This window comes from Nostoc sp. (assembly GCF_054880495.1).
On record NZ_JBTYKD010000239.1, the window covers coordinates 1 to 26811 of the forward strand.

At 41.0% G+C, this 26811-nt stretch carries 25 protein-coding genes, 1 other RNA gene and 2 pseudogenes; 19 read left to right on the forward strand and 9 right to left on the reverse strand.

Going from position 1 to position 26811, the window contains the following annotated elements:
* Window positions 1–669: 2-phosphosulfolactate phosphatase (locus ACYTXL_RS22535; protein ID WP_461926672.1), on the reverse strand; the 669-nt coding region annotated here is incomplete at its 3' end.
* A 50-nt stretch (window positions 670–719) separates the two neighbouring features.
* On the opposite strand from ACYTXL_RS22535, the gene ACYTXL_RS22540 reads away from it, so the two are divergent.
* On the forward strand, window positions 720–866 hold the full coding sequence (locus ACYTXL_RS22540; RefSeq protein WP_461926673.1) for a hypothetical protein: 147 nt from the start codon (window positions 720–722) through the stop codon (window positions 864–866).
* A gap of 22 nt (window positions 867–888) precedes the next feature.
* On the opposite strand, the gene ACYTXL_RS22545 is transcribed toward ACYTXL_RS22540, so the two are convergent.
* Window positions 889–1335: a barstar family protein gene (locus tag ACYTXL_RS22545; protein ID WP_461926674.1), complete on the reverse strand. Its 447-nt coding sequence runs from the start codon at window positions 1333–1335 to the stop codon at window positions 889–891.
* Between the two features lie 26 nt (window positions 1336–1361).
* Between ACYTXL_RS22545 and ACYTXL_RS22550 the strand changes: the two are divergent.
* The 12 genes and pseudogenes from ACYTXL_RS22550 to ssrA form a co-directional block, all read left to right on the forward strand.
* Window positions 1362–1613, forward strand: a pseudogene (locus ACYTXL_RS22550) (element excision factor XisI family protein); the annotation flags it as partial.
* 207 nt (window positions 1614–1820) lie between these two features.
* On the forward strand, window positions 1821–3002 hold the full coding sequence (locus ACYTXL_RS22555) for a class I SAM-dependent methyltransferase (RefSeq protein ID WP_461926675.1): 1182 nt from the start codon (window positions 1821–1823) through the stop codon (window positions 3000–3002).
* Between the two features lie 101 nt (window positions 3003–3103).
* Window positions 3104–3295: a hypothetical protein gene (locus tag ACYTXL_RS22560; RefSeq protein WP_461926676.1), complete on the forward strand. Its 192-nt coding sequence runs from the start codon at window positions 3104–3106 to the stop codon at window positions 3293–3295.
* A 212-nt stretch (window positions 3296–3507) separates the two neighbouring features.
* Window positions 3508–3990 carry an ATP synthase subunit I gene (locus ACYTXL_RS22565; RefSeq protein ID WP_461926677.1) on the forward strand — a complete coding sequence of 161 codons (483 nt, stop codon included), beginning with the start codon at window positions 3508–3510 and terminating at the stop codon, window positions 3988–3990.
* 60 nt (window positions 3991–4050) lie between these two features.
* Entirely contained in the window at window positions 4051–4812 is a 762-nt protein-coding gene (atpB, locus tag ACYTXL_RS22570) for a F0F1 ATP synthase subunit A (RefSeq protein ID WP_292801679.1), read from the forward strand.
* Between the two features lie 146 nt (window positions 4813–4958).
* On the forward strand, window positions 4959–5207 hold the full coding sequence (gene atpE / locus ACYTXL_RS22575; RefSeq protein WP_196521630.1) for an ATP synthase F0 subunit C: 249 nt from the start codon (window positions 4959–4961) through the stop codon (window positions 5205–5207).
* Window positions 5208–5554: 347 nt separating this feature from the next.
* Complete coding sequence (locus ACYTXL_RS22580; protein ID WP_292801681.1) at window positions 5555–5986, forward strand: F0F1 ATP synthase subunit B'; 432 nt, start codon at window positions 5555–5557, stop codon at window positions 5984–5986.
* Window positions 5987–6196: 210 nt separating this feature from the next.
* Window positions 6197–6769: a F0F1 ATP synthase subunit B gene (locus tag ACYTXL_RS22585; RefSeq protein WP_461926678.1), complete on the forward strand. Its 573-nt coding sequence runs from the start codon at window positions 6197–6199 to the stop codon at window positions 6767–6769.
* On the forward strand, window positions 6766–7320 hold the full coding sequence (gene atpH, locus ACYTXL_RS22590; protein ID WP_334791186.1) for an ATP synthase F1 subunit delta: 555 nt from the start codon (window positions 6766–6768) through the stop codon (window positions 7318–7320). The genes ACYTXL_RS22585 and atpH overlap by 4 nt, the downstream gene beginning before the upstream one ends.
* 207 nt (window positions 7321–7527) lie before the next feature.
* Entirely contained in the window at window positions 7528–9048 is a 1521-nt protein-coding gene (gene atpA, locus ACYTXL_RS22595; RefSeq protein ID WP_461926679.1) for a F0F1 ATP synthase subunit alpha, read from the forward strand.
* A gap of 143 nt (window positions 9049–9191) precedes the next feature.
* On the forward strand, window positions 9192–10139 hold the full coding sequence (locus tag ACYTXL_RS22600; protein ID WP_461926680.1) for a F0F1 ATP synthase subunit gamma: 948 nt from the start codon (window positions 9192–9194) through the stop codon (window positions 10137–10139).
* Between the two features lie 288 nt (window positions 10140–10427).
* Window positions 10428–10817, forward strand: a transfer-messenger RNA (tmRNA) gene (gene ssrA / locus ACYTXL_RS22605).
* A 300-nt stretch (window positions 10818–11117) separates the two neighbouring features.
* Here the strand turns inward: ssrA and ACYTXL_RS22610 are convergent.
* Together ACYTXL_RS22610 and ACYTXL_RS22615 are read right to left on the reverse strand one after the other, a co-directional pair.
* Window positions 11118–11606, reverse strand: a complete 489-nt coding sequence (locus ACYTXL_RS22610) for a helix-turn-helix domain-containing protein (protein WP_461926681.1) — start codon at window positions 11604–11606, stop codon at window positions 11118–11120.
* 865 nt (window positions 11607–12471) lie between these two features.
* Window positions 12472–12933: a BON domain-containing protein gene (locus ACYTXL_RS22615; RefSeq protein ID WP_461926682.1), complete on the reverse strand. Its 462-nt coding sequence runs from the start codon at window positions 12931–12933 to the stop codon at window positions 12472–12474.
* Between the two features lie 500 nt (window positions 12934–13433).
* Here ACYTXL_RS22615 and ACYTXL_RS22620 point away from each other — a divergent pair, with 500 nt between their 5' ends.
* From ACYTXL_RS22620 to ACYTXL_RS22630, 3 genes are all read left to right on the forward strand, one after another.
* Complete coding sequence (locus ACYTXL_RS22620) at window positions 13434–14354, forward strand: ribonuclease D (protein ID WP_461926683.1); 921 nt, start codon at window positions 13434–13436, stop codon at window positions 14352–14354.
* A gap of 227 nt (window positions 14355–14581) precedes the next feature.
* Window positions 14582–15424, forward strand: coding sequence for a tetratricopeptide repeat protein (locus ACYTXL_RS22625; RefSeq protein ID WP_461926684.1), 843 nt, complete (start codon window positions 14582–14584; stop codon window positions 15422–15424).
* Between the two features lie 99 nt (window positions 15425–15523).
* The gene (locus ACYTXL_RS22630) at window positions 15524–15835 is read left to right on the forward strand and encodes a hypothetical protein (RefSeq protein WP_461926685.1); all 312 of its coding nucleotides are present in this window, start codon (window positions 15524–15526) and stop codon (window positions 15833–15835) included.
* Window positions 15836–15931: 96 nt separating this feature from the next.
* Here ACYTXL_RS22630 and ACYTXL_RS22635 read toward each other — a convergent pair whose 3' ends face one another.
* Together ACYTXL_RS22635 and ACYTXL_RS22640 are read right to left on the reverse strand one after the other, a co-directional pair.
* On the reverse strand, window positions 15932–17500 hold the full coding sequence (locus tag ACYTXL_RS22635) for a sodium:solute symporter family transporter (protein WP_461926686.1): 1569 nt from the start codon (window positions 17498–17500) through the stop codon (window positions 15932–15934).
* A gap of 56 nt (window positions 17501–17556) precedes the next feature.
* A complete protein-coding gene (locus ACYTXL_RS22640; protein WP_292801701.1) occupies window positions 17557–17832 on the reverse strand; it encodes a DUF485 domain-containing protein in 276 nt (91 codons plus the stop codon).
* Window positions 17833–18339: 507 nt separating this feature from the next.
* Here ACYTXL_RS22640 and ACYTXL_RS22645 point away from each other — a divergent pair.
* Window positions 18340–19464, forward strand: a pseudogene (locus ACYTXL_RS22645) (acyltransferase family protein).
* 367 nt (window positions 19465–19831) lie between these two features.
* Here the strand turns inward: ACYTXL_RS22645 and ACYTXL_RS22650 are convergent.
* The 3 genes from ACYTXL_RS22650 to ACYTXL_RS22660 form a co-directional block, all read right to left on the reverse strand.
* On the reverse strand, window positions 19832–21532 hold the full coding sequence (locus ACYTXL_RS22650; protein ID WP_461926687.1) for a phosphatidylglycerol lysyltransferase domain-containing protein: 1701 nt from the start codon (window positions 21530–21532) through the stop codon (window positions 19832–19834).
* A gap of 237 nt (window positions 21533–21769) precedes the next feature.
* Entirely contained in the window at window positions 21770–22672 is a 903-nt protein-coding gene (locus ACYTXL_RS22655; protein WP_461926688.1) for an alpha/beta hydrolase, read from the reverse strand.
* Between the two features lie 109 nt (window positions 22673–22781).
* Complete coding sequence (locus ACYTXL_RS22660; RefSeq protein ID WP_461926689.1) at window positions 22782–23759, reverse strand: alpha/beta hydrolase; 978 nt, start codon at window positions 23757–23759, stop codon at window positions 22782–22784.
* A 170-nt stretch (window positions 23760–23929) separates the two neighbouring features.
* On the opposite strand from ACYTXL_RS22660, the gene ACYTXL_RS22665 reads away from it, so the two are divergent.
* Both ACYTXL_RS22665 and ACYTXL_RS22670 read left to right on the forward strand, forming a co-directional pair.
* The gene (locus ACYTXL_RS22665) at window positions 23930–24862 is read left to right on the forward strand and encodes a lysylphosphatidylglycerol synthase domain-containing protein (protein WP_461926690.1); all 933 of its coding nucleotides are present in this window, start codon (window positions 23930–23932) and stop codon (window positions 24860–24862) included.
* A 181-nt stretch (window positions 24863–25043) separates the two neighbouring features.
* On the forward strand, window positions 25044–26138 hold the full coding sequence (locus tag ACYTXL_RS22670; RefSeq protein ID WP_461926691.1) for a tetratricopeptide repeat protein: 1095 nt from the start codon (window positions 25044–25046) through the stop codon (window positions 26136–26138).
* The last annotated feature ends 673 nt before the right edge of the window (window positions 26139–26811 follow it).

Sequence of the window (26811 nt, forward strand, 5' to 3'; positions counted from 1 at the left end):
GTAGGCGGCGGACAGTTCAACATCTGACTCAAAACCTTTTTCAATCAACTCTTTACCCGAACTGCATTTTTTCAAGTACCCCAGTAAATCCTGCCGGAAAGCCTGAAATGTTGCCACAGCCACTTCAGCTTCTGGTGACAAATTACCATTTAAATAACTGAGAATTGCCCCAGCACCAATTAAATCTTCAAATGCAGGTCGTAGGCTACCATCATCTTTCCACCTCTCACCGGCAGGAATCACAGCGATTTTATCGCCATACTTTTGAGCAAACTGCGCCACAGCTTGGCAATTTCGCAAACAACCGGCCAAAGTTGGTGTATTCCCTGTATGTAAAGTCAGAAAAGAACCATTAGGTGAGGGTAAAACTAGTCTCGTTCCAGCCGGAATCTGAACAACCGATTTTGGCGAGAGAGAATATCCTGTTGTAGTCCAACGTTGTCTGTGACTTGCTAACTCTGCTCGCACTGACTTGGCATAATCTATAACAGATTCATCTCTGATTGCATAGGGAAAAATTATCGCGCCATTGTTGGTGGCAATTTCCACACAGGTAGAAAAAGAGAGAAGATCAACTATCACAACTACATCACTGATAGGAGCGAGTTGAGCAACTCCTTGTAAGCCCCATTCACAGCGTAAATCAAATTCTGATTGGTTGTAAATCATGGGAGCGATCGCTAGGATTTGATGAGTATGCTATCAATTGTTACGAAGACTTGATTCGTCAAATAATCCGCATTGGTACACAAGATTTACGCATTGCAGCAATTACGCTGTCAGTTAATGGGATTTTAGTAACCCGCAACCGGAAATATTTTGAGAAAGTTCCTAATTTGCGTTTAGAAGATTGGACTATATCTTAATTTGTCTCAAGGCTAAATTGACCTATTTGTTTATAGTTAAAAAGTTCAGAGTAATATTATTAGCTTCCCAGTATTCTTTAGCTGAATTGAAAATATCCAATGCTATTTGGTACTGTGTTGGTTCAGCTTGAGCAAAGATATCAGCATGGTCATACAATATGACGTATCTTTCAGCCGGACACCATGTTAAATCGGTGATACATTCATCAAAAGCATCCCAGTTAGCACCAAAGTATCTAGGAAATTGCATTGCTTCAGCAGCTTTATTTAAAAATGTTTCTTTGCTATTAATTTTTTTACCATCAAGATAAAAAACTTTAGTTCCTGGTTCTGCGGCTATTTGTTCCACTGCTTCACGTATGCCTTGTTTTACATCTATTGACGAAATATTTAGAAATTCATTCATATATTCCTCCTTACTTATCATTTCTTTGATTTTCTCAACCACTAGCTGAGTGCCTAGAACCACAGCAGCTTTTTATGGAGAATGGCACAGAGGTTCAATTGTTGTTTGACGCAGAACGCCATCATTATCAAGTCTTAAATATTGGCTGGAAAGAACAACGGAGAATTTATGGAGTCATCATTCATGTTGATATCAAAGATAACAAAATTTGGATATAAAGAGATGGTACAGAAATCGGTATCGCTAATGAATTAGTTGCTGCTGGAGTACCTAAAGAAGATATTTTATTAGGATTTCATGCTCTTTATAAACGCGAATTTACTGACTTTGCTGTTGGATAAGTAGCAGGAAATATAGCGCTTATCGTTTGTATGCAATACAGTCTGACCTCTCTCCTAAAAGGAGAGAGGCTTTGAATCTTACCCCCCTTCCCTTGTAGGGAAGGGGCTGGGGTTAGGTCTGTATTTGACTCAACTGATAAGCGCTATAAGCAATAGTAATCTTTGCCCTAATCCGGTAAACTCAGTAATGCTGCGTTATTCCTCATCATGTCCGATTCCCAAACTGTTAGTGCTGCTGTTGCCAAACTCTACAATACCTACCCCTTTCCGCCGGAGGCCCTGTTGGATGAACCACCTCCAGGCTACAACTGGCGCTGGAATTGGCTAGCCGCTCATAATTTTTGCACAGGTCAAAAACCCCGAAAGCAAGATATTCGGATTTTAGATGCAGGTTGCGGTACTGGTGTGGGTACAGAGTACTTGGTTCACCTCAATCCTCAAGCTTCTGTTGTGGGAATTGACCTCAGTACTGGCGCTTTGACTATAGCCAAAGAACGTTGTCAGCGTTCAGGGGCTAACCGCGTTGAATTTCATCACCTCAGCTTGTTTGACGTGGAACAGTTACCGGGTGAGTTTGATTTAATTAACTGCGTTGGCGTTTTACATCATACCCCTGATCCAATTCGCGGTATTCAAGCTTTGGCGAAGAAGTTAGCCCCAGGCGGCTTGATGCACATTTTTGTGTATGGAGAATTGGGGCGCTGGGAAATTCAACTCATGCAAAAAGCGATCGCACTGATTCAAGGTGACAAAAAAGGCGACTACCGCGATGGTGTCCAAGTCGGGCGACAAATATTCGCTTCTTTACCAGAAAATAACCGAATTGTCAAATACGATAAACAACGTTGGTCACTAGAAAACCACAAGGATGAAAACTTTGCTGATATGTACGTTCATCCCCAGGAAATTGACTACAACATTGAGACGCTGTTTGAATTAATTGATGCTTCAGGATTGGAGTTTATTGGTTTCTCGAATCCGAGTTTCTGGGATTTGGAGAGACTTTTGGGTAAAGCACCAGAGTTAGTAGAACGCGCAAAAGATTTAAGCGAGCGCCAACTTTACCGTCTGATAGAATTACTAGATCCAGAAGTAACTCATTACGAGTTTTTCCTTGGTCGTCCTCCCTTAATCAAAGCTGACTGGACAGACGATAAGGCTCTATTGACGGCGACTCCTGAACTTAATCCTTGTATTCAAGGATTTCCTAGTCAATGTTTGTTTAATTACGATTACCATATTGTTAATTTATCAGTAGCAGAGTTTGAATTTATGCAAAAGTGTGATAATAATTCCACAGTTGCAGAGATTTTGGCAGGTGTAGAACTGGGATTGGATGGGGTAAAAACGCTTCTTCAGCAACAACTGATTTTATTGACACCTGCTTAATTACACTGCACTCGGATACTGAATTAACAAAATAAATTTATACTCGTGGTCAGGAGCGATCGCCGATCACCACTTTTGGTAAATTAATGTAAATTAGAAAAGTGTCCCAGAAACGGGGTATTGTCCATCCGAAAAGCTGGAGTTTTCTGAAATTCAGCAGTGGTGCAATGTTTAATGACAAGCCGCTACTCTCCGATTTCGGATTTGCGGTATGTCCATATACTCCTCAAGCACCAGTTGATTTTAGTTACACCAACTTGATCAAACACCAAGATACTATCTCAGGACATTGAAGGACAATTATTTCCTCAAAAAAGCTGGAATTGGAAGAAATTTTGAATTTTCAGGCAGCGATTATTGATTATTCACCCCCTGGGTCCCTCACATCATCAGCCGCTCTCTCGCTTCTGGTGACGCGACTTTACTGACTCTCTAACCTTGGCAAAAGTTAATTGTTTTTCCCTAAAGTATTGTTACCGGATCGTGATATGATTCAGCTGACTGAATGTGCAGTCATCATAATTTAGCTGTACTGGTTTCAAGTCTCGTGAGCTTGTCTGACGAATCAATTGCGCCCACTCCGACAACGCAACAAGATGCTAAAACTGGTTCTGAAGACACAGAATCAGGTAAGTCCATGCAAGAGTTCCATCAACTCTTCCAGCGATTGTTGGTAATCACGCTTGTCTTGACGGGGGTTATTTTTATCTCTGTGTGGATTTTTTATTCCTTGAACATTGCCCTTAATTATTTAATTGGGGCGTGTACAGGTGTGGTTTACTTAAAAATGCTGGCTAAAGACGTTGAGCAGCTCGGTACTGAGAAAACCAGTCTGAGCAAAACTCGTTTTGCTCTGTTTATGGGAGTGATGATCGTGGCAACTCAATGGCGTGAGCTACAGATTCTCCCCATTTTTTTGGGATTTCTGACTTACAAAGCCACGCTAATCGTCTATATGGTGCAAATTGCGTTCATTCCTGATTCTTAAAAAGTCAGGCTCACAAACATAGTAATCCCATCCTCGATCGTTGGGGAAAATGCTTGAAGAATGCAAATGCTTAGTGTCTTAAACGCCTTTAATTCTTTTCCCCTTGCCGCATTAGAAGTAGGTCAACATTTCTACTGGCAGTTGGGCAATCTTAAAATTCATGGGCAAGTTTTTCTCACCTCATGGTTTGTGATTAGCATTTTAGTAGTGGCTTCAATAGCAGCTACTCGTAATGCACAAAGAATTCCCAGTGGCATCCAAAATTTGATGGAATATGCCCTAGAATTTATTCGTGGTTTGGCGAAAGACCAACTAGGTGAGAAAGATTACCGCCCTTGGGTGCCATTTATTGGCACATTGTTTCTGTTTATTTTCGTATCGAACTGGTCAGGGGCGTTAATTCCCTGGAAGCTCATCAAGCTGCCTTCGGGTGAATTGGCAGCTCCCACTAATGACATCAATACGACTGTTGCATTGGCACTGCTGACCTCTTTAGCGTATTTTTACGCAGGTTTTAGCAAGCGTGGTTTGGGATACTTTAAGAAATATATAGAGCCGACACCCATTCTATTGCCGATCGCAATTCTCGAAGATTTCACTAAGCCCCTCTCCCTAAGCTTCCGGCTATTTGGCAATATATTAGCGGATGAATTGGTAGTAGCGGTGCTGGTTCTGCTAGTTCCTCTATTTGTACCTCTACCTGTAATGGCTTTGGGTTTGTTTACCAGTGCCATTCAAGCCCTGGTTTTTGCTACCCTAGCTGGAGCATACATTCATGAGGCGATCGAGGGACATGGTGAAGAAGAGCATGAGGAGCATTAAACTTCTCAGTTGATAGCACAGTTCCAAGAGCATGTTCGCTCAAAACATCGCAAAGCGCGATCAAAGAACCCGGTGCAGCGTGAAAAACACGTTTCTAGTCGTTAAGTACATTTGTTAATTTTGTAATCAAACCAAGGAAAATCAACATGGACCCATTAGTGCAAGCTGCTTCAGTTCTCGCTGCTGCTTTAGCGATTGGTTTAGCGGCAATTGGCCCTGGAATTGGTCAAGGAAATGCTGCTGGACAAGCAGTAGAAGGTATTGCTCGTCAACCAGAAGCAGAAGGAAAAATTCGCGGTACTTTGCTATTAACCTTGGCTTTCATGGAATCCCTGACTATTTATGGTCTAGTTATTGCCCTGGTATTACTGTTTGCTAATCCCTTTGCAGGATAAGACCTAAAAGTTTTTGTGAGTGTGGAGACGTGAACTATCACGCCTCTACCATCTAAATATTTTGGGCATTAAGTCGTTCTGATGTAAGTTGACTACCAATTTTAGATTTTGGATTTTGGATTATCAAGAGTTTTCGGTACTTGCATCTGAGCTATGCCTGCTCTCAAATCTAAAGTCGTAAATCTAAAATCTCTGAACTACGCAGGCTTGCGGACAGTATCAAATTGAAGTCGTCAATCTAAAATCCCAAATAGCTTGACCCTTGTTGGCTCTGGGTTTCTAAAATATGAAAGATTGGATGATGTTGCTAGCCATGAAAACTGCTACTCCAGCCAAAGAGGAGAGAAATGTTTGATTTCAATGCTACCTTGCCCTTCATGGCATTGCAGTTCCTGCTATTGGCAGCTTTGTTGAATGTAATTTTCTATAAGCCACTGACCAAGGTACTCGACGATCGCGATAATTATATCCGAACGAATACCCTTGAGGCAAAGGAAAGCTTGGCAAAAGCCGAGCGTTTAGCCGCCGAATATGAGCAGCAACTCGCAGACGCTCGCAGACAATCGCAAGCTACTGTAGAAGCAGCTCAACAAGAAGCTAAGAAAATTACTGCTGAGAAAATCGCTGAAGCCCAAAAAGAAGCTCAGTCTCAACGAGAACAAGCTGCTGTTGAAATAGAACAACAAAAGCAGGAAGCTTTACATACCTTAGAGCAACGAGTTGATGCTCTAAGCAGGCAGATTCTAGAAAAACTATTGGGGCCAACTCTAGTTAGATAAGCTAACAAGACTGGTTCTATCAAAACATACGCGCAACTGGGCACTAGTCCAGAGCGCTTAATTAAGTGTCAAAAAAGGCACTTTTTCCCTACTAGATAAAGATACTTTATTTACTACGGGAAAAGATACTTTATTTCCCTTCGGGAAAAGATACTTTATTTCCCTTTGGGAAAATACTAACGTATTAGCAAGCGAGCAGCGCACTTGTAAATGGGTATCATGGGCACATTCTTATTAATTGCCGCAGAAGCAAACGCTGTTCAGTCTGAATTGGCAGAAGGCGCAGCAGAAGGTGGTTTCGGTCTAAACTTAGACATTTTTGAAACCAACCTGATAAATCTAGCGATTCTGGTTGGCATATTATTCTACTTCGGACGGAAAGTTTTAAGCAAGATCCTGAATGAGCGACAATCCAATATTGCCACCGCAATTCAGGAAGCAGAAGGGCGCTCAAAAGAGGCAAAGATTGCCTTATCCAAAGCGCAAGAGCAGTTGAAGCAATCTCAGGCAGAGGCACAACGCATTCGCAAATCTGCCGAAGAAAACGCCCAAAAGGCGAAAGAAGCCTTGTTAGCGAAGGCAGTGCAAGACGTAGAACGCTTGAAACAAACGGCAGCAGCAGATTTAAACACCGAAACAGAGCGAGCGATCGCTCAACTGCGGCAACGAGTTGCTACACTAGCATTGCAAAAAGTCGAATCGCAACTCAAAGGCGGGATTGCCGACGATGCTCAACAAAGTTTAATTGACCGCAGCATCGCACAACTCGGAGGCAATGTATGACAAGCCAAGTAGCAGCAGCCGAAGTAGCCCAACCTTACGCACAGGCACTTTTGTCAATAGCGCAATCGAAAAATTTGACAGAAGAGTTCGGCGAAGATGCGCGTACTTTCCTGGGACTGCTGAGAGCAGATAAACAGCTACAAAACTTCTTCAGCAACCCATTTATTCAGTCTGAGAACAAAAAAGCTCTGATCAAACAAATACTCGGTGAAGGTGCTAACCCGTACTTACGCAATTTTTTGCTAATACTGGTAGATAAACGGCGCATTGCCTTCTTGGAATCAATTTTTCAACAATATCTGGCGCTGTTGCGGCAGCTGAATCAAACCGTATTAGCGGAAGTAATTTCAGCCGTTCCCCTCACAGAAGCTCAACAGCAGGCAATCATTCAAAAGGTCATTGCCATCACGAATGCTCGTCAGGTAGAACTAGAAACCAAGGTAGACAACGAGTTAATTGGTGGTGTGATCATTAAAGTAGGCTCGCAGGTAATTGACGCCAGTATTCGGGGTCAGTTGCGCCGCCTTTCATTGCGCTTAACCAGTGGTTAGAAAGTTAGGAGCAGAGACGCGATTAATCACGTCTGTACAGGAGTTAGAAGTTAGGAGCAGAGACGCGATTAATCGCGTCTGTACAGGAGTTAGGAGTTAAGTAAATAGTAATTTATTTTGACTTTATAACTTGTAATTTTTGCATTTTTAACTCATCACTCCTAACTGAATTAATTTTTCAGTCTCGAAACCAAAAAAGATAGACACATGAGCATATCAATTAGACCTGACGAAATTAGCAGCATTATCCAACAACAAATCGAGCAATACGATCAAGAGGTCAAAGTTGCTAACGTTGGTACTGTCCTACAAGTAGGTGACGGTATTGCCCGGATTTATGGTCTGGAAAAGGCGATGTCTGGGGAACTCTTAGAATTTGAAGATGGCACAATTGGCATCGCCCAGAACTTAGAAGAAGACAATGTGGGCGCGGTGCTTATGGGTGAAGGGCTGGAAATTCAAGAAGGTAGTACTGTAACCGCTACTGGGAGAATTGCCCAAGTACCCGTAGGAGAAGCTTTAATTGGACGAGTTGTAGACGCTTTGGGTCGTCCCATTGATGGTAAGGGAGATATCAAGACTTCAGAAAGCCGTTTGATTGAATCTCCAGCACCCGGTATCATTGCCCGTCGGTCTGTACACGAACCCATGCAAACGGGTATCACAGCGATTGACTCAATGATTCCCATCGGTCGTGGTCAACGGGAATTGATTATTGGCGATCGCCAAACCGGTAAAACTGCGATCGCTATTGACACGATCATCAACCAAAAAGAAGAAGATGTAGTTTGTGTCTACGTTGCGATCGGTCAAAAAGCTTCTACCGTAGCTAACGTGGTGCAGACATTGCAAGAAAAAGGCGCACTTGATTACACCGTCGTCGTCGCCGCTAGTGCCAGTGAACCTGCAACCCTACAATATCTAGCTCCCTACACAGGTGCAAGTATTGCTGAGTACTTTATGTACAAGGGTAAAGCTACCCTAGTAATTTACGATGACCTCTCTAAGCAAGCCCAAGCTTATCGGCAAATGTCCCTACTGCTGCGTCGTCCACCCGGACGCGAAGCCTACCCTGGAGATGTATTCTACATCCACTCCCGCTTGTTAGAAAGAGCAGCAAAGCTGAGTGACGAATTAGGTAAAGGCAGTATGACCGCCCTACCAATTATCGAAACCCAAGCTGGTGACGTTTCAGCATACATCCCCACCAACGTAATTTCAATTACCGATGGTCAGATATTCCTGTCTTCTGACCTGTTTAACTCTGGTATCCGTCCGGCTGTAAACCCTGGTATTTCCGTATCCCGCGTGGGTTCTGCCGCTCAAACCAAGGCAATGAAAAAAGTTGCCGGTAAGATTAAATTGGAACTAGCGCAATTTGACGACCTGCAAGCCTTCGCCCAATTTGCTTCCGACTTAGATAAAGCCACTCAAGACCAGTTGGCACGTGGGGAACGGTTACGCGAACTCCTCAAGCAGCCACAAAATTCACCACTCTCGGTATACGAACAAGTGGCAATTTTATACGCTGGTATTAACGGGTATTTAGATGATGTCCCTGTAAATCAAGTAACCACCTTTACTAAAGGTCTGCGGGAATACTTAAAGACTGGGAAAACCCAGTATGCACAAGGCGTACAAGCATCTAAAGCACTAGGTGACGCAGAAGAAGCGGCTTTGAAGGAAGCACTCACGGAATACAAGAAGACCTTCAAAGCTTCAGCGTAATTAGTCATTAGTCATTAGTCATTAGTCATTGGTAAATAACTAATGACTAGTGACAAAGGACAAAGCGCAAAGTCTGAGGGTCGGTTTCCGACCATCAGAACTTTGTAAGAGAGGACAAATGACTAAGCACTAAAAACAAGAATATGGCCAATCTAAAAGCAATACGCGATCGCATTCAGTCGGTCAAAAACACCAAGAAAATTACAGAAGCCATGCGCCTAGTTGCGGCAGCTAGAGTGCGTCGGGCGCAAGAACAAGTGTTAGCGACTCGCCCCTTTGCCGATCGCTTGGCACAAGTATTATATGGTTTACAAAGCCGTCTACGATTTGAAGAAGCAAACCTGCCACTGCTGAAAAAACGCCAAGTTAAGTCAGTCGGGCTGTTGGTCATTTCAGGCGATCGCGGTCTATGCGGCGGCTACAATAATAACGTTATCCGTCGTGCAGAAAACCGCGCCAAGGAAATCAAAGCAGAAGGTTTAGACTATCAATTTGTAATCGTCGGGCGCAAAGCTACACAGTACTTTCAACGGCGCAGTCAGCCCATAGATGCCACCTACACTGGCTTAGAGCAAATTCCCACCGCAGCTGAAGCCAATCAGATTGCTGACCAACTACTTTCCTTATTCCTTTCGGAAAAAGTAGACCGCATCGAGTTAATCTATACCAGATTCCTTTCCCTGGTTAGCTCTCGTCCTGTGGTACAAACCTTACTGCCCCTCGATCCGCAAGGTCTAGAAGCAGCCGATGATGAAATCTTCCGGTTGACATCCCGTAGCGGTAAATTTGAAGTAGAACGGGAAAAAGTGACTAAGCAAGTCCGCCTGCTGGCTCCTGATATGATTTTCGAGCAAGATCCAGTGCAGATTCTCGATTCTTTGTTGCCCCTGTATCTGAGTAACCAGTTATTGCGGGCGTTGCAAGAATCGGCGGCTAGTGAACTAGCAGCCCGGATGACAGCCATGAGTAATGCTAGCGAGAACGCTGGTGAACTGATTGATACCCTCACGCTGTCTTATAACAAAGCCCGACAAGCTGCAATTACCCAAGAACTCCTTGAAGTTGTGGGCGGCGCTGAAGCACTAACTTAGAAAATAGCTAATTGTTAGTTGCGATAATAGCCAATTGCTAATTATTTTCAGATTAGCAATTGGCTATTTTATTTCTGGTAAATTCGCTGTTTCCTTCGGCTCATTCAATGCAGCTAGAAAAGCAAACTGCTGCTGGGGTTGCTCTGCAAGCTTTTGCGCGACATCTAGAACCACAAGGGCGAATCTTTAGATTTTAAAATAGAAACCTTTGTTAAACAGCAACCAAATATTTTTTGTCTAGTAACACATTTCAAACATTGCGTATTATAATTGAATAATGAAGCGCATGGGTCCGTCACGGTTTCGACAGGTTGGCGAACGCTGCTCTGTGATTCAGGTCGAGAGTGAGTCTCCTCTCGCAAATCAAAGGCTCGACAAAAAAGTAAATGCGAACAACATCGTTAACTTTGCTCGTAAGGACGCTCTAGTAGCTGCCTAAACGCCTCTTATAGGTTCGAGCGTCTTTAGTTTGACTCCGTTAAGGACTGAAGACCAAACCCCAACGGATGCTCTAGTAAGCGTTCTCTGGTTGGCTTGCTGGCTAAGATTAAATCAGAGCATCCTACGTTCGGGATAATGAGCGATTCCCGCCTTGAGGGTCAGAAAGGCTAAACCTGTGAATGAGCGGGGGGTCAATACCCAATTTGGACAGCAGTTCGACTCTGCTCGGATCCACTAAAAATAACTAACAAATCCACCAAACACTTTAATGTTTAGGTGGATTTTGTTTTATCTAAATAGAATTCAGAAACAATTGGAGTCCGACTGGTAGAGAGCGAGTCCGCGTAGATTGCTTTCCCGTAGAATAGCTGTTGATTCTGACTTGTGAATCAACAGCTATTCTACAATCAGCTAATTATTAGACCTCTTGCAAAAGTCGAACACCCGCCCGGAAATAAATTTACTTTTCTTATAGCTCTAGTCGGTTTAAACCAACTAATGACAGTATTTTTAGTCGGTTTAAACGGAGTTTTGCTATTAACCAGAGGCTTGATTCTCTGGCGGTTCAAGTATTTTTGCAACAGGTTTATTCTGTTTTTGGGGTTGAGTGCGTGGGCTTCCAAACCTCCTTCCTCTTTTTTTAAGTACCCGTCGTAATCGATCTGCACTCAAGCTTACTTGACGCTCAGATGCCAGTTTTTTTGCCAGTTGTTTAGAGTTATAAGTCTGTGGCTCTTGAGCTAAACAATTTTCTAGATAAACCAAATCTGATTCGGAATACCGGGGTTTTCCTCCTCGGCCAGGAGCATCCCAGAGACCTGCTAAACCCATCTTTTCCCAGCGATGAAGGGTTTGACGTACTGTTGAAATTGCCCAGTTTAAGCCTTTAGCAATATGCTCGTTTTTTAAGCCGCGAGCATTAAGCAGTAAAACTTGAGCTCGATCTTTAGTACGTTGAGGAACATCTTTGGCTTTTCTTAACTCTTCTAAAGTCAGCTTTTCTTCTTTATTTAGAAAGACTTTCAATCGGCATCCCATAAACGATAACCTTTCACACAATGAATTTTTGACATTTTTATGTCTATTCACGCTTCTATATCTAGTACGGCAGGCATTTAATAATATATTGCTAAAATCAATAACAACTATTAAGTATGCCGAAGTTTAGCCTTATGGCTGTTATACGCGAAGTATTAGCTTGAGAACATTGTTAATATTTGGAATTTATCATCGGTAATGAATTTTTGTAAAAAGTTAGGCACACAAAAAACGACATCCTTAGTGTGTATAGGTATCTAGATTGGATAGCCAGACGCTGTAGCTTATGGCTATGATCAAAATAATTTGTTGGCGTTGTCTTGGTTTATGTTAGGTTGATAATAAAGAAACTGTATCATTAAAATTATTATATTATTCGTATTTTTACGGTCATTCATCGAAACTTTAAAAATGATTTTTACGCTAGTTTCTACTTGAATGAGCCGGAAAAGATATACAGTACCACTTCTTTTTATTTAAATCGTCTCAGAAATTTTGCCTTGATTATCTCTAAGAGGGCATGTGTTTTCTCGACTTTATATAAAATTTATATTTTAGGTAACAGGATTCTTGCTTGAGACAAAAATATATTTAATACCCATTGGAAAACAGTATGAACAGCTTATTTGATGCATATTTAAAATGTGCGAAAAATTTGTCCTACCTTTCCTACTTAGGGAAACTGAAAGCTGAAAGAGAAGTAATCATGACTTACGCAAACAATAGCTAAAAATAATGATTTTTAGGTAGGGGCAATACCCTGCGGCTAGCCTTGGTCTACATGAATTGCCCCTACAACAAATGTGGTTGAATTAAATGAAAACTACTGTAACTGACAGTTTCAGTTATGCTTTTATGGCTTTTTCACAGCTTCAACTTTTGCTTCCATCTTCACTGTCTTCACACCTTGGACTTCTTTAGCCAAGGTTGCAGCTTTCTGAAGTTCTTCAACAGAAGCTGTTGTGCCTTTGAGAATAATTTCACCTTCTTTATTTTCAACTTGTAACTTATTGCCTGGTAAGCCTTTGTTTAACTTTTTGCTAACTTCGGTTTTTAAGTCGCCCTTGGCTTTTGTTGCTGCTGGTTTTTCAGCATCGGTTTTAACTTTAGTGTCTGTGCTAGCTACTGAAGGAGTAGTTTCTTTTCCTGGGATGTTGGTAGTAGTTTGATTTATTTGAGAAGCTGGTGTTGCTGGTGCTGGAGCAGCTTCATTAGTAGTGTTAGGAGTTTCCGAACCAGTTTTAGGAGCCTCTTGACAGCCAAAAGTACCGACTACCAAAATGCTGCTAACTAGTAAGGGAATTAAGTTTTTCATTATCTATCTCCGAATTGAGTACTTGAAGTGTGTGTCATGGTGAGGAGCAGATGTTAAAAAACAATCAAATGTGAAGCAGTAAATCTACTCAAAGCTTGCACTCAGATTACTGAAAATTGAAACTTGGACGATTTCTTGAAGCTAAGATTTTTCGGCCAGTTTTGAGAAATGCCAATTCAATTTTTCTGACGGCTGCTAACCACAATGTAGCTTTCTATGAATTTAAGGTAGAGGCTGAAGACTATGCCATCTTACAGTGGTGACTTGATGTTATCAGATTTGAGTCTGTTTGGCGATGTCTACGATGGTCACTGAGCTTGCCGTACTTCTCCGGAGAAGCAAGCTACGCCCAGCGTCTCGTAGAGAAGTGCGGGGGTAGCTACGGCAACTCAAAACTTCAGTGTTTTTGCAATACTATGCCAGCAAAATTACCAACAAAATGTTACTTTAGAAAACTATGGCTTGCTTACAATGCCCTAAATATCAGGAAATATTAGCCAATGCCGTACCTTACTTCTGCCGCCAAAATTCGAGCCATTGTTGCTGAATATACCAACGCTAAAACGCTGTGGATAGATACAGAAGTGGCTGACTATAAAAGTCGTAATCCGCGACTATCGCTGATTCAGGTATTAGATGATCCTCAAGATATGAGTGGCGATCGCGTCTACCTTTTAGATGTCCTAGATCAGCCTAACATTATAGCTGAATTTATTGATGAAATTATGATAAATTCTGCAATTGAAAAAGTTTTTCACAACGCCAGTTATGATCTAAAGCTTCTCGGTAATAAGAAAGCCAAAAATATTACTTGCACTTTGGAAATAGCAAAAAAAATTCCCTACTATCTTTTACCATTACCCAACTACCAACTCAAGACCATAGCTACAGCACTTTGTAGCTTTAACAATATCGACAAACAAGAACAAAAAAGCGATTGGGCAAAACGTCCCCTGACTGAAGAACAGATAGAGTATGCTTACTTAGATTGTATTTATCTTGCTCAAATCCACTTAAATTTGTTAGGATTACAAGCCCAAGCTAACCCCGACTCTGCAACGGAAGACTTAATATTACTAAGTAGCAGATACTCACAACTTCAGAAGCAATCGAAGTTGTTGAATTCCGAATATGAGCATTTAGAAGAACGCATGAAAAAAGCTATGCAAGCTCAGAATATATCGGAAACTTCTGATTATAAGCTGACTAGTTCTGAACGCACTACTATCAAAGCTACTTTTATGGAGTTGGCAAGGCTAGCACAAACTCAAGGTATTAATTTAGATTTTCCGATTACACTAACTCAGAAACTCCAAAAAGATTTAGGGCAAAATCTAGAACATCTGTCTGTAGATATTGACAAAACTACTTATTGGCGGCTAAATTCCAAAACTCAAGAGAGTGAAACTGAGGAGGAGTAAATTGTTCATCCGGCTACAAATATCAGAATTTATCTAGCAAGTTTGATACTTTATAGTTGATCATTGCTTTGACAAATAACCATTAAATAAAGCTATTGAATATCAGGTAAATTTGTCAATTCACTTTACAGTTATATCAAAAGTTAGAAGAATTATTGAGTGAAAGAATTAAAATCTAGATTTTGGTAATAATCTCGTTCCGGCGTTATGGCAGTTTATATTAACTTATGAGACGGCGTTTATTTGGGCAAAATGGAACAAGGGTAAATACTTTATTTACCATAGCTATTTTTAGTACATTGACCGCAATTAGTAGTGTTTCTTGCAGTAAGAATGAGAATATATTGGTAACAGAAATAGGAGTTAGTCCACCTAGCCGTCGTTCAGCGACAACTTCCATTGGTGGGAAATTCTATATTCAGGGAAAAGATCAGCATTTAAACGGCGACTTGCAAGCCGCGATCGCTTCCTATAGTAAGGCAATTAATCAAAATTCTCAATATGGCGCTGCCTACAACGGTCGGGGATTAGCCTACTTTGATTTGGGAGACAAGGATAAAGCGATCGCAGATTATAATCAAGCACTTCGCATCAACCCTGACGACGCTGAAGCCTACAATAACTTAGGAAATGCTCGCGCCTCACTGGGAAGCAACAGAGAAGCAGTCAAAGATTACAGTGAAGCGATTCGCCTTAATCCTAACTATGCCGAAGCCTACAATAACCGGGGAAATGCCCGCATCACTAATGGAGACAAAAAAGGGGCAATAGATGATCTTGATCAAGCAATTATCCTCAACCCCAAATATGCGATCGCCTACAATAATCGGGGAAATGCTCGTGCTGCCAATGGAGATCCACATGGGGCGATCGCAGATTACAATCAAGCCATTCGCCTCAATCCTAACTTTGCCCCTGCCTACAATAACCGCGGAAATGCCCGCGTCACCAGTGGAGACAAACAGGGAGCGCTTAAGGACTTACAACAAGCAGCAAGCATTTTTCAAAGTCAAGGTAACAACGAGTTATATCAACAAGTGATGAATAACATTAAAGAACTTGGACAGTAGGGAAAAGCACAGCCAAGATGAAAAGGGCGGTTAGAAACCGCGCGCCAGGTGCTTCTCCCAAGGGGAGACGCTGCGCGAACAAGTCGGCGGAGCCGCCCAATGCACTGGCTTGTCTACACGAGGCTTTACCCATCTCCGTGGGTTAAAAAACCTCAATTTTTCCTTAGTCCGCGCAGGCGGATGAGAGTTTGTGTCGCCGCGAATTCCATTCACTGGGGCTTGAATTTATACCAATACGCTTGGGTTAAGGCTAAAACTTTTTCTCACTGCTTTGAGAAGACGTTTTGCCCTCATCCCCTAACCCCTTCTCCCAACTTGGGAGAAGGGGAACTAGAGAATTTGCTTCCCTCTACCAAAATTGGTCGAGGGGCTGGAGGTGAGGGTGAAACCTCCAAAGCTTGCCAAGTCTAACTTCTAGGTTAAGTTGACACCAATGGCTTTCCAGCCCACCCCACAAGAAGTATTTGAGTATTTGTTTATTTGTCAGTCCCTTGTGCGTTGACAAAATCACATCCCAGAACCAATGTGAATGCGATCCTCAACTTCCGCAAATTTTTCCTGTGCCTGCTGTTCAGTACTCAATAGTGAAACAACGATCGCCACAATAAATGCCAGTGGGATACTAATTATGCCAGGATTTTTCAGCGGAAAGGGTGCCCAAGCGTGCTTAAGAATCGTTACTTGAATAGTAGGTGACAAATAAATCAGCACTAAAGAGGAGACAGTACCTACTAACATGCTCGCAACCGCCCCGTTGGTGGTGAAGCGTCGCCAAAGCATTGATAAGAGCAACGCTGGGAAGTTTGCACTAGCTGCGATCGCAAATGCTAATCCTACCATATAAGCGACGTTTTGCCCTTTAAACAAAATGCCGAGGAATATCGCCACTAACCCCAAAAGCATTGTCGCACCACGAGCCACTTTCAACTGTTCTGACTCGTCGGCATGGCCAGAGCGCACCACATTTACCCATAAATCGTGGGACAATGCAGCCGCACCTGAGAGCGTTAACCCCGCCACTACCGCCAAAATAGTTGCAAAGGAAACAGCCGAAATAAAGCCTAAGAAAGCATCACCACCGAGAAATTCTGCTAACATCGGTGCAGCCATATTACCACCAGTACCAATTTGCTTGATGGCATCTTGACCTACTAGCACCATCGCTCCAAAGCCCAGGATGAAGGTAAGGAGATAAAAAACGCCAATAATGGCTGTGGCGTAAGTAACAGAGAGCCGCGCAGCTTTGGCGTCGGGTACTGTGTAGAAACGCATCAGGATGTGGGGTAGTCCAGCCGTGCCGAACATCAACGACATCCCCAAAGAGATAGCATCCAAGGGATCAGAAACCAGTTTGCCCGGAGCTAATACACCTGTATACTTTTCAGATGCAGCAGCGAAAAGAGCGATCGGGTTAAAGCCAAATCGTGCCAGTACCAAGATAGCTAGTAAGATCGTTCCACCGAGCAACAAAACTGCTTTGATAATTTGTACCCAAGTGGTGGCAATCATCCCGCCAAAAATCACATAAGCCATCATCACGCAACCGACGATGACCACAGCTAATTCATAATCAAAGCCAAACAATAGTTGGATTAATTCACCAGCGCCTACCATCTGGGCAATTAAGTAAAAGCTAATCACTACCAGCGTTCCAATCGCCGATGCGATACGTACAGGTTTTTGTTGCAAGCGATAAGCCACTACATCAGCAAAGGTGTATTTACCTAAGTTGCGTAGTGGTTCGGCAATCAGGAACATGACAATCGGCCAACCCACCAAGAAGCCGATAGAATAAATTAAGCCGTCAAAGCCGTTGAGTGCTACCAGCCCAGTGATACCTAAAAAGCTAGCTGCACTCATGAAGTCTCCCGCCAAGGCCAGCCCATTTTGGAAACCGCTAATTTTACCGCCAGCTGTATAGAACTGTGCCGTATTTTTGGTGAGTTTTGCCGCCCAAAAAGTAATGCCTAAAGAACTGGCAACAAACAGAAAAAAGAAAGCGATCGCTAACGGGTTAAACTTACCCAGACTGCTAATATCCGCCGCTAGTGGCAGATTGAACCATACACTATTCATGCTTAATTTTGGGTTTGATTATTTGGATTTTGGGCTAGAAATTGCTAATAGCTAATTTACTTGCGTGTCAGCCTTGCGATTTGGTCGTCGTAACTGTTATTTGCCCAACGCACGTAGATAAAAATTAATACCCATGCTGAGACAATTACCAGCGCCCCTAGTAAAATTCCCAAGCTAAGGCCAGGAACTACTAATGACCCCAGCAGGGGCTTATTGAACGCGATTAATAGGATAAAGCCAAAGTAAATAAACATCATAGCTCCACTGAGAATTAGGGATACCCGCCAACGTTCAGCCGCGAGAGCCTGGAGAGCCTTTGTGCGATCGCTCATGTCTTACTTTAGGTTGAGAAGATTAGGTCAGATTGTCTCATTGAAGTTGATTTCTGCGTAATTTTCTTAAAGATTATTAGTAAATCTATTGCTATTTCAGGTAATAAAATTAACTTATGCTTAGTGATATACCAACTTGATAAGTCGTTAGCGTTAGTTTCTTAAGACTCTTAAGTATAAGTACCGAATTTCTTTACCTAGCGGCTCGGATCAATAAAAGACACGCTTAGATTGAGGCTGAGGCTGAAGCTGCCGTATATCAGGAGTTTTAGAAATTAGCTTAATATAAATTTACAAAATGTCCATTTTAGGTCTTTCTCAGTGGATACACTGAAAATTTTCTGCCTAGCTTGCAAAACTCTGCACAAATAGAGTAACCTTCAAGTGGACAGCAGTAGTGTATTACATACAAATTTTTATTTATGCAAATACTTCAAAAATCACATATCAAAATTCTTGATAGCATGAGAGGTATAGCATTTTTTCTAGTATTTATGTATGACTCATATGTTCCAAAACTATGAACGTAAATCTGAACTGACATTTTTAATTTTCAAGCTTGACATTAAACAAATATTTTTTTCTAACTACGGACTTCATCTATTTTTTGTTTTAAGTGGGTATTTATTATTCAAACCCTTTATAGTTTCAATAGAAAACAATCAGAATTTACCCTCTATTAAAAAATATATGTATAGGCGGATTACAAGAATATATCCTACTTATTTATGTTTTCTAGTTTTGGTTATAGCAATATCTCTACTAGGATGGCAGATTAATCCCGAATATATAAATTACTTAAAAGACATAAAACTGCAATTTTTGTTTCATCTTTTTATGCTTCATACATTTTAAAATAAAACAATATATGGATTTAGTGGACCTTGGTGGTCATTAGGTCTGGAGTTTCAATTTTATATTTTTCTTGGTATTTTCATATTTCTAATGAATAGAAAATATGAAACCTATTTAAATACAACTATACTATTTAAATATACTATATTTATTTTAACTTTATCGCAAGCTTTCCGAATATTATTCACTGTATTTAATAAAATTCTGACTCAAGCTATTCATTTTAGCTATATTAACTCCGAAAGTGCGCTAATTATTAATCGGAATTTGCCAGGATTTTTGAGCACTTTTTGTTGTGGAATGTTACTGGCAATATTCCTGCATAGCGAAAAATATAATTTTAGGGTTAATTATAATTTAATATTCCCCTTATTTTTTATCTCAATTATTGGTTTATTTTTAACCAATTATGCTTTAATTTCTGCACCAGTAATTCATTTTTACTTTGGAGATATATTATTAAGCTTATTTTGGAGTCTTATATTATTATGTCTTTTATATAAAGATATAGGAAGTAGCAAAATTCAGCAAATCAGGTCAATTCTCTCTATGAAACCATTAGTATTTTTAGGAATTATTTCTTATAGTTGCTATTTATCTCACGAAGTAGTAATAGATTTACTCAAATCTAGATTTTTTAATCAAGTTACAAATAACTTACAGTTTTTGTATACTTCTTTATCAATGTTGATAGCTACCATATTTGTTTCATTTATAACTTATAACTTAGTTGAGAAACCTTGCACTAAGTTTTCTGCTAGGCATTTGAGAGATTAACTAAACATTAATTTTTTCTGGTTCTATGAACCAATAATTTTTCCTATCGCCACCCCAAACATCGAGTCATGCCTTAACTGCTCATGATCCATGTTCTTTGATAATGTTCTTGCAGGTGCTTGATATTGTTCCTAAGAGGATGTATGAAAAGTCGTAAAGTATACTTGAAACCTCTCCCTGAAGCGGAGAGAGGCTTTGAAACCCTCATTCCCGGACTTCCTGCCGCTACGCGAACGTAGAGAAGGGGGTCCCAGTACGTTAGGTTTCCAAGGCTTTGATGTTACGAAAAATACTTTTCAAACATCTCTAAGCATTGGTCAAAATCATTGCGAATTTTTGGAGTCAGCGCATTATGATTTTCCCACATTTAGGCTCCGGGTTTGAAATAATCGAAGAGGCGATCGCCTGAATCGGCGCGAATCAATGTCACAACTACATCAGGTAAGCCGGCTAAACTGGGGTAAACCAAATAACGTGGTTCCCAACGGGGGCGGAATTTCTCTCTGTAGGCGTGCAGTCCCTTGAAATTGTAAAAGCGATTCAAATGCCCATAAAGATAGTGCAATATTTTCTCTAAGCGGCGCGATTCTGGGTTGTCTCCAACTCCCGCAAGGGCAGAAAGACCGAAATTAAAGCTGTCGTACCCACCGTCTTTAAAATGTTGAAGCAGGGAAATAAATAGAAAGTCCATTGTGCCATTTTCTATCGACGGGCGGTGTCGCATCATGTCAATAGTGGCTTCGTTGAGTTGGTACTCGCTGAGAATGTTGGCAAAGGCGCTGATCTCACCTTCAGGATTATGCACCACAGCAATCTCACAGTCTCGCAGGTAAGCTTCCTCAAACCAACCCAAAGAAAATTGTTTTTCCGAACCTTGTACCATTTTCAGCCATTCATCACTGACAGGTTTGAGTCTGTGCAACAAAGCATCGGCGATGGGTGGTTGGTAAAAGTCGATTTGGTATCCTAGCTTAGTTAAACGACTAATTGATGGTCTAAAGTTCTTACCAGCTTTACCTTGTAACGTAAAACTTTTTAGATCAACGATCGCTTCTTCTCCAATCTTGAGTACTTTAAACCCCAACGACTTGTAAAGCTCAACATCATCGGGCAAAGTTTGGTAAAAGCCAGGATACCAGTCGTTGCGCTGGCAAAACTGCTGAAAAGCAACAATTGTCTCTTTGCGGTCTTCAATCGGCCCGATGGGATCTCCTAAAGCGATCGCGCCCCGTCCTTTAGGAACATAAGCAATTACACTATTACCCGAAGGACTGAAATAATAACTTTTATCATTTAAGAGTGTGAACGCTGCTAAAGAAGAACATCCATATTGCTCGACAATTTGTTTAGCTTTTTGCCGCTCATGTGTAGTTGCTAGATTCCGCCAAAACACAGGTTGCAACAGCATTACTATTGCATAAGTAATAGTACCTGCGGCAATAATATAGATAGAATTAGCAAAGAAATCTCCAAATCGGCTCTTTGGTTGCAGTCCCCAATTATCCGCGGTGAAGAACATCGCCAAAGTCTGAACTATCGCTTCCCGCCAATTAAAATTCTCGGAAAACTTGCCGTCTAACAAGTAAAATCCAATAGTTCCGTATGCCAGGGTAAATAATAAAGCACCGATCAGCGCTCGAACTCCCCGTGCGATCGAAGGACGGTCTGATTGCGCTGTGAAAAAATGGCGCATCAAAATTAATTGCAGCAGTAAAACTCCAGAGAGTAGACTTTCTTCATAGTCCAATCCCTTCAGCAAGTGGCTGAAAATCGAAATCACTAGTAAAGTAATCGTCAGTAACCAAGCGATTCTTTTTCGGCGTAATAAGTTAGTAGCAAGTGCTAGTAAAATAAACCCAGTCAACGCTGCAAATATATGACCACTAGCCCGGATTTCAAATGGTAAAAATTCCTTCAACCAGTGATTTTGCCCATACAATTCCTTCAACCAGTGATTTCGCCCATACAGGTTAGGTGTCACTGCTGACAACAAATTTACTACTCCGACTAAACCTGTAAGGAAAGCCGCACTCCAAAGCCCAATCTGAGTTTTTAAATTATTGGTCATTAGTCTAAAAGTATTAATTAGGAGTTATGAGTTAGGAGTTTGGAGTTTGGAGTTTTGGCTCTAGCACTCTCTTTAGGGATTAAAATAATAAACAAACCAGTTTTCTAGGCTGTGTTAATTATACGGATTAAGTTTTCATGTTTTGAATTTTCTCCATAACACCTTAATTTTAATGCCCTAGCACAAGGAAATCGGTAGAAGCTGAGTTTTCCAATTTTAACTCTTAATTCCTAACTTCTAACTCTTAACTTTTTTAAACTGTTCACCTACATACGAAAGCGAATCTTTGAGATGTTTGTGAAAGTAGTTCCAGCCTATGTCTGCACCAGACAAACCATGACCTCCAGGAAATGCATAAAATACGTGAGCAATGCCTAATTTATTTAAGGTTTCGTTGAAGACTTTGGTAGAAGCTAGCAAATTAGTATCGTTCAGACCTGCATCTAGGTAAACACGCAATTGCTTTCTATCTTCAACTGGTAGCTGTTGCACGATTTGTTGGGGACTATTTTGTGAACCACTATTATCGGTAAAATAACCGCTATGGCTAAACAGAATGTGGAAGTTGTTGAGATGGCGTAACCCGATATTAAAAGCCCCCCATCCCCCAGAAGACAGACCTCCCAGCGCCCAAAACTGGGGTTCTTCCAAAGTGCGGTAGCGCGATTTGACAACTTTTACTAATTCTAAACCAATCAAAGTCCCCACTTTGCCATTCGGACCATCAAAATAATCAGGATCATACAAAGGACTGGAACCGCGATTATCATTACCATCAGGTGTAATCACAATCGAGGGCGGTAATTTTCCACTTTGATAAAGTTCATGCAGTACGTCTAGGACACCATACTTGTCAGCGTAAGCGCGAGCATCATCATGACCACCATGTAATAAGAATATCACAGGGTAGCGCTTTTGATGATTTTTGTTATAACTAGGAGGCAAAATCACACCGTAGTTACGGGCTGCACCCATCGCTTGGGAGTTGAAGGTTGCTAATTGAAACTTTAGCCCAGTATCTGCTTCTTCTGGCGGCGGGTCTAGTTGTGGCGCACCTAAGATGAATACATAATAATAACCAGCAGTCGTGAGGATTGCGATCGCTCCTACCAAGCTAATTAAAAATTTAGAAATCTTCATATTCTTTTAGCGGTTAAAAAAAATCACCTCCATTAAAACTTACTATAGTGAATATGCTGAAAAATTGCACCAACGTTTTGGCAAAATCGCCTTATTTCCAGTGAAAGTTCTAATAACTTCGAGTATTTTTACCACGATTAAAACCTAAATTCTCATCTCTATGAGCTATCTCAGAAGCTCTAAATTGTTTTCCCACAAATGTCAAAGAATCCGCTAAGTGTTCACGCCAGTATTGCCAAGTGTGACTGCCAGGAAACTGACGAAATGAATTATAAATTTGGAGATTGTTTAGTACTTTAGTAAATCCTTTGGCTTCGTCTATTTCTTCAATATCTGATTTACCTGAATCTAGATATATCCGCAATCTTTTTTTAGCTGGTGTGGAAATGGTTTTGATATAAGTTATTGGGCTATTCTTCGGGCCGCTTTTATCCTGAAAATAACCACTATGACTAAATAAAACCGAGAAATGATCCAGGTTGTGTAATCCCACATTCATTGCTCCCCAACCACCAGAAGATAAACCACCTATCGCCCAAAAATCTGGATTAGTTAGTGTCCGATAACGGCTTTGCACAACTTTTACTAACTCATCCCCCACGGCTGTGGAGACTTTGCCGTTAGGTCCATCGATATATTGGGGGTCCCAGTAGGGACTAGAGCCACGTTTGTCGTTGCCATCTGGTGTAATGATGATGCTGGGTGGCAACTTACCTGTAGTATAAAGTTGTTCCACAGTCTTAAGAGCTTGTCCCTTGTTCTGAATAAACCAATCAGTGGGATAACCATGTCCACCGTGGAGGAGAAAGATTACAGGATAACTTTGTTTTAGATTTTGCTTATAGCCCGGTGGTAAAGAAACGCCGTAGGTACGACTTGCGCCCATTACTTGACTATTGTAAGTTTCAATCTTGTAAGTTAGAGGAGTAGCTAAATTGCTAGTATTGGGCTGCGTTGAAATAAGGGAAGGCGTTGTTTGTAAATCCTGCTGTTGAGGTGGTTTTGCTGTTACACTTTGACTGTAATTACAGCCAACTAGAGTTAATACGGAAACTAGCAAGAGAATTTTAGATTTTTTGTAGTTCATTTATTCAGTTATGACTATAAAAAAAACTTTGTAGCTGGTGTTTATCTTCAAAAGTTTATGCAAATGATATGTCAATTATGTGTCAACCTGATGGAAATTTTGCGACTGTTAGTAAGTTAAAAGTCAAGAGTTAGGATACGTTTCTTCACTTAGTACTCAGGACTTTTAAAATGGTTAAAAAGTTGCAACTCAAATTTAGCACACTGTTCGGCTTATCGCTGCTGATGCTTTCTGTGTGGGCGATCGCTAACGAATTGCATGAGTATAATTATCGTGATATCCTCAACTCTCTAGCTGCTATTCCCAAAAGTCGCTTAAGTTGGGCAGTTTGGCTGACAGCCTTGGGCTATCTAGTGATGATTGGGTACGATATCTTAGGTTTTAGCTACATTAATCGCTCCCTGAGTTGGAACAAGATTGCTCTAACCAGCTTTATTAGCTCTGCATTTAGTAATACCATCGGTTTTGCCTTGCTGACTGGCAGTGCTATCCGTTATCGATTTTACTCTAGTTGGGGAGTGTCAGCAGTAGCGATCGCTCAAGTAATTGCTTTCGCCAATTTTACCTTCTGGTTAGGAATGTTTGCCGTTGCGGGTTGCTTGTTCCTCATCAACCCCCTCAAAGTTCCCACTCAATTACATTTACCTTTTGCCACTGTGCGTCCCATCGGCGTGATTTTTCTGTTATTGGTTGTTGCTTATTTGCTTGGAAGTATTTTTATTAAACAACCATTAATAATTCGGGGACAAGAATTTCGATTTCCTTCTTTGAAAATATCCCTGGCTCAAATAGGAATTTCTAGTTTTGACTGGATTCTGGCGGCGGCGGTTCTTTATGTTGTGCTTCCTATTAATATATCTTTGTCCTATCTAGACTTTTTGGGAATCTATTTATTAGCGATGTTTGCAGGTGTTGTTAGTAATGTCCCCGGTGGTTTGGGAGTATTTGAAACTATAATTTTGCTGATTCTCTCTTCAAAAGTTTCGGCGGCGGCAGTTTTGGGGTCAATGTTAGTTTATCGGGTAATTTACTATTACTTACCTTTGCTATTAGCAGCAGGTTTGCTAGGACTTGATGAAATTAGATTTAAACGGAGAATTTAAAATAATGAATATTCTTAAAAGGGCGGTACAGCCAGTATCACTGACGGCAGCTGCGTCATCAAACAGCCAGTCATAGACATCGCTCATCTAAAACCTATTAAACTCAAGGAGTTTATTTGCTTTAGCTCCTATTCCCTGGAGACTGGTAGAAAGTGTAGAAACGGGGAAAGATGCTGAACAGTTGGAAGATAGCAGAGTTGAGTTAGAAAGTTTGCATTTGCTTCAAGGTGAGGACAGCTACCAACTACATCAACTCATTCGGGAATTTTTTCAACTCAAGCAGGCTAAGTTCAATCAAGTGGAGGAATTAAAGCGATCGCTTTGTCGGGTAATGGTAGCAATCGCAAAGTCAATTTCTCATCCCCAGTCAATTACCCATAATACGATTACAGCAGTTAATCCTACACTACAACATTTGGAAGAAGCTGCTAAAGCTCTAAAAGACTTAAATAACAATGATGATTTAATTTGGCTATTCACTGGTTTAGGCAGATTTTATGAAGGTCGGGGTTCTTATGAACAAGCAGAGCCTTGGTATAAACTGTGCATAAAGGTTGCTGACAGACCTTCTAGTTTTGCTGGTTCATATAGAGCCTCTAGCCGCAACAATCTAGCATCACTCTACACATTTCAAGGATATTATTCACAAGCAGAAGATCAATACAAAGAAGCTTTAGAAATAAACAGGCATCTGCTAAGCGAGGAACATCCTGATACAATTACCACTTTGAGCAATTTGGCATATCTTTACAAAGCTCAGAAGTTTTACGAAAAGGCAAAACCTATCTACAAAAGAGCTTTAGAATTAAGAATCTGCTTATTGGGAGAGACTCATACTGATGTAGCAACAAGCTTTAATAATCTGGCAGCTTTATACTCTGAAGAGGGCAACTATTGTGACGCAGAAATGCTGTGTACAAGATCCATACAAATCTGCCAGATAAATGAAGACTCCCTAAAACTCACTTTTAGCTTAAATACTCTAGCAAATATTTATTGTGGGCAGCATCGCTACAGTGAAGCTGAACAACAATATCAACAAGTCGTGGCACTGCGAAAAACCTTATTAGGAGAAGACCATCATCAAGTGGCAATCAGCTTAGATCAACTGGCATATCTTTACCGTATCCAATACCGCTATAAGGAGGCAGAAATATTATGTGTAAAAGCTTTGGAAATTTTTGAACAACGACTAGGTGTAAATAATCCTGATACGGTTATGTGCCGTGAAAATTTAGAATATATTCGTGATCGCCTCCCCCCAAATCCAGAATAAGCTAGTTTTGTGCAAAGCGTACCGTAATAAAACTGAAAAGCGCGTTAGCGTTCGCGTAGCGTCTCGTAGAGAAGCGATCGCCTAGACTAAAATTCATATTCAATTAAGTAAAAATGCCTGATTACTTACTCAAAAGCAGCTTTTACTTCTTCAAAAGCAGCTTTTAATCTCGCATTTTAGTGTTTTCCACAAACAAAAGCAGCTTTTACTTTCTCAAAAGCAGCTTTTAATCTCGCATTTTAGTGTTTTCCGTAAACGAAAGCAGCTTTTAATCTCGCATTTTAGTGTTTTCCGTAAACAAAAGCAGCTTTTACTTTCGCATTTTAGTGTTTTCCGCAAACAAAAGCAGCTTTTACTTTCTCAAACCCCAGTTTGCTTACTCATTTGAGTAATTACCGCATTCATTTTGGTATATCATATCATTGAGGTGAAAGCTGGCGATCCTAGAAAAGAAGCGTAAATGGACAAGCGATGTCTACGACGGGCTACGCCTACGCTGTTATTTTTCCTCACTGCCATGAAAAATATCTTCAAAATCTCGATGTCCGCTCAATACCCTCTCAACTTGGATACCATTTTTAACCGGACGATAAAAAATCACTTGATTAGGGACTTCCAGAAAATAAAATATACAGTCTTAAGAATGATAATCATTGTTAGGAGGGGTGGGGCA

Bases quoted from the DNA above. Each gene is read 5' to 3' on its own strand.
- ACYTXL_RS22555 (WP_461926675.1), top strand. From the start codon at position 1,821: ATGTCCGATTCCCAAACTGTTAGTGCTGCTGTTGCCAAACTCTACAAT.
- ACYTXL_RS22565 (WP_461926677.1), top strand. From the start codon at position 3,508: ATGTGCAGTCATCATAATTTAGCTGTACTGGTTTCAAGTCTCGTGAGC.
- atpB (WP_292801679.1), top strand. From the start codon at position 4,051: ATGCAAATGCTTAGTGTCTTAAACGCCTTTAATTCTTTTCCCCTTGCC.
- atpE (WP_196521630.1), top strand. From the start codon at position 4,959: ATGGACCCATTAGTGCAAGCTGCTTCAGTTCTCGCTGCTGCTTTAGCG.
- ACYTXL_RS22580 (WP_292801681.1), top strand. From the start codon at position 5,555: ATGTTTGATTTCAATGCTACCTTGCCCTTCATGGCATTGCAGTTCCTG.
- ACYTXL_RS22585 (WP_461926678.1), top strand. From the start codon at position 6,197: ATGGGTATCATGGGCACATTCTTATTAATTGCCGCAGAAGCAAACGCT.
- atpH (WP_334791186.1), top strand. From the start codon at position 6,766: ATGACAAGCCAAGTAGCAGCAGCCGAAGTAGCCCAACCTTACGCACAG.
- atpA (WP_461926679.1), top strand. From the start codon at position 7,528: ATGAGCATATCAATTAGACCTGACGAAATTAGCAGCATTATCCAACAA.
- ACYTXL_RS22600 (WP_461926680.1), top strand. From the start codon at position 9,192: ATGGCCAATCTAAAAGCAATACGCGATCGCATTCAGTCGGTCAAAAAC.
- ACYTXL_RS22615 (WP_461926682.1), bottom strand. From the start codon at position 12,933: ATGAAAAACTTAATTCCCTTACTAGTTAGCAGCATTTTGGTAGTCGGT.
- ACYTXL_RS22620 (WP_461926683.1), top strand. From the start codon at position 13,434: ATGCCGTACCTTACTTCTGCCGCCAAAATTCGAGCCATTGTTGCTGAA.
- ACYTXL_RS22625 (WP_461926684.1), top strand. From the start codon at position 14,582: ATGAGACGGCGTTTATTTGGGCAAAATGGAACAAGGGTAAATACTTTA.
- ACYTXL_RS22630 (WP_461926685.1), top strand. From the start codon at position 15,524: ATGCACTGGCTTGTCTACACGAGGCTTTACCCATCTCCGTGGGTTAAA.
- ACYTXL_RS22635 (WP_461926686.1), bottom strand. From the start codon at position 17,500: ATGAATAGTGTATGGTTCAATCTGCCACTAGCGGCGGATATTAGCAGT.
- ACYTXL_RS22640 (WP_292801701.1), bottom strand. From the start codon at position 17,832: ATGAGCGATCGCACAAAGGCTCTCCAGGCTCTCGCGGCTGAACGTTGG.
- ACYTXL_RS22650 (WP_461926687.1), bottom strand. From the start codon at position 21,532: ATGACCAATAATTTAAAAACTCAGATTGGGCTTTGGAGTGCGGCTTTC.
- ACYTXL_RS22655 (WP_461926688.1), bottom strand. From the start codon at position 22,672: ATGAAGATTTCTAAATTTTTAATTAGCTTGGTAGGAGCGATCGCAATC.
- ACYTXL_RS22660 (WP_461926689.1), bottom strand. From the start codon at position 23,759: ATGAACTACAAAAAATCTAAAATTCTCTTGCTAGTTTCCGTATTAACT.
- ACYTXL_RS22665 (WP_461926690.1), top strand. From the start codon at position 23,930: ATGGTTAAAAAGTTGCAACTCAAATTTAGCACACTGTTCGGCTTATCG.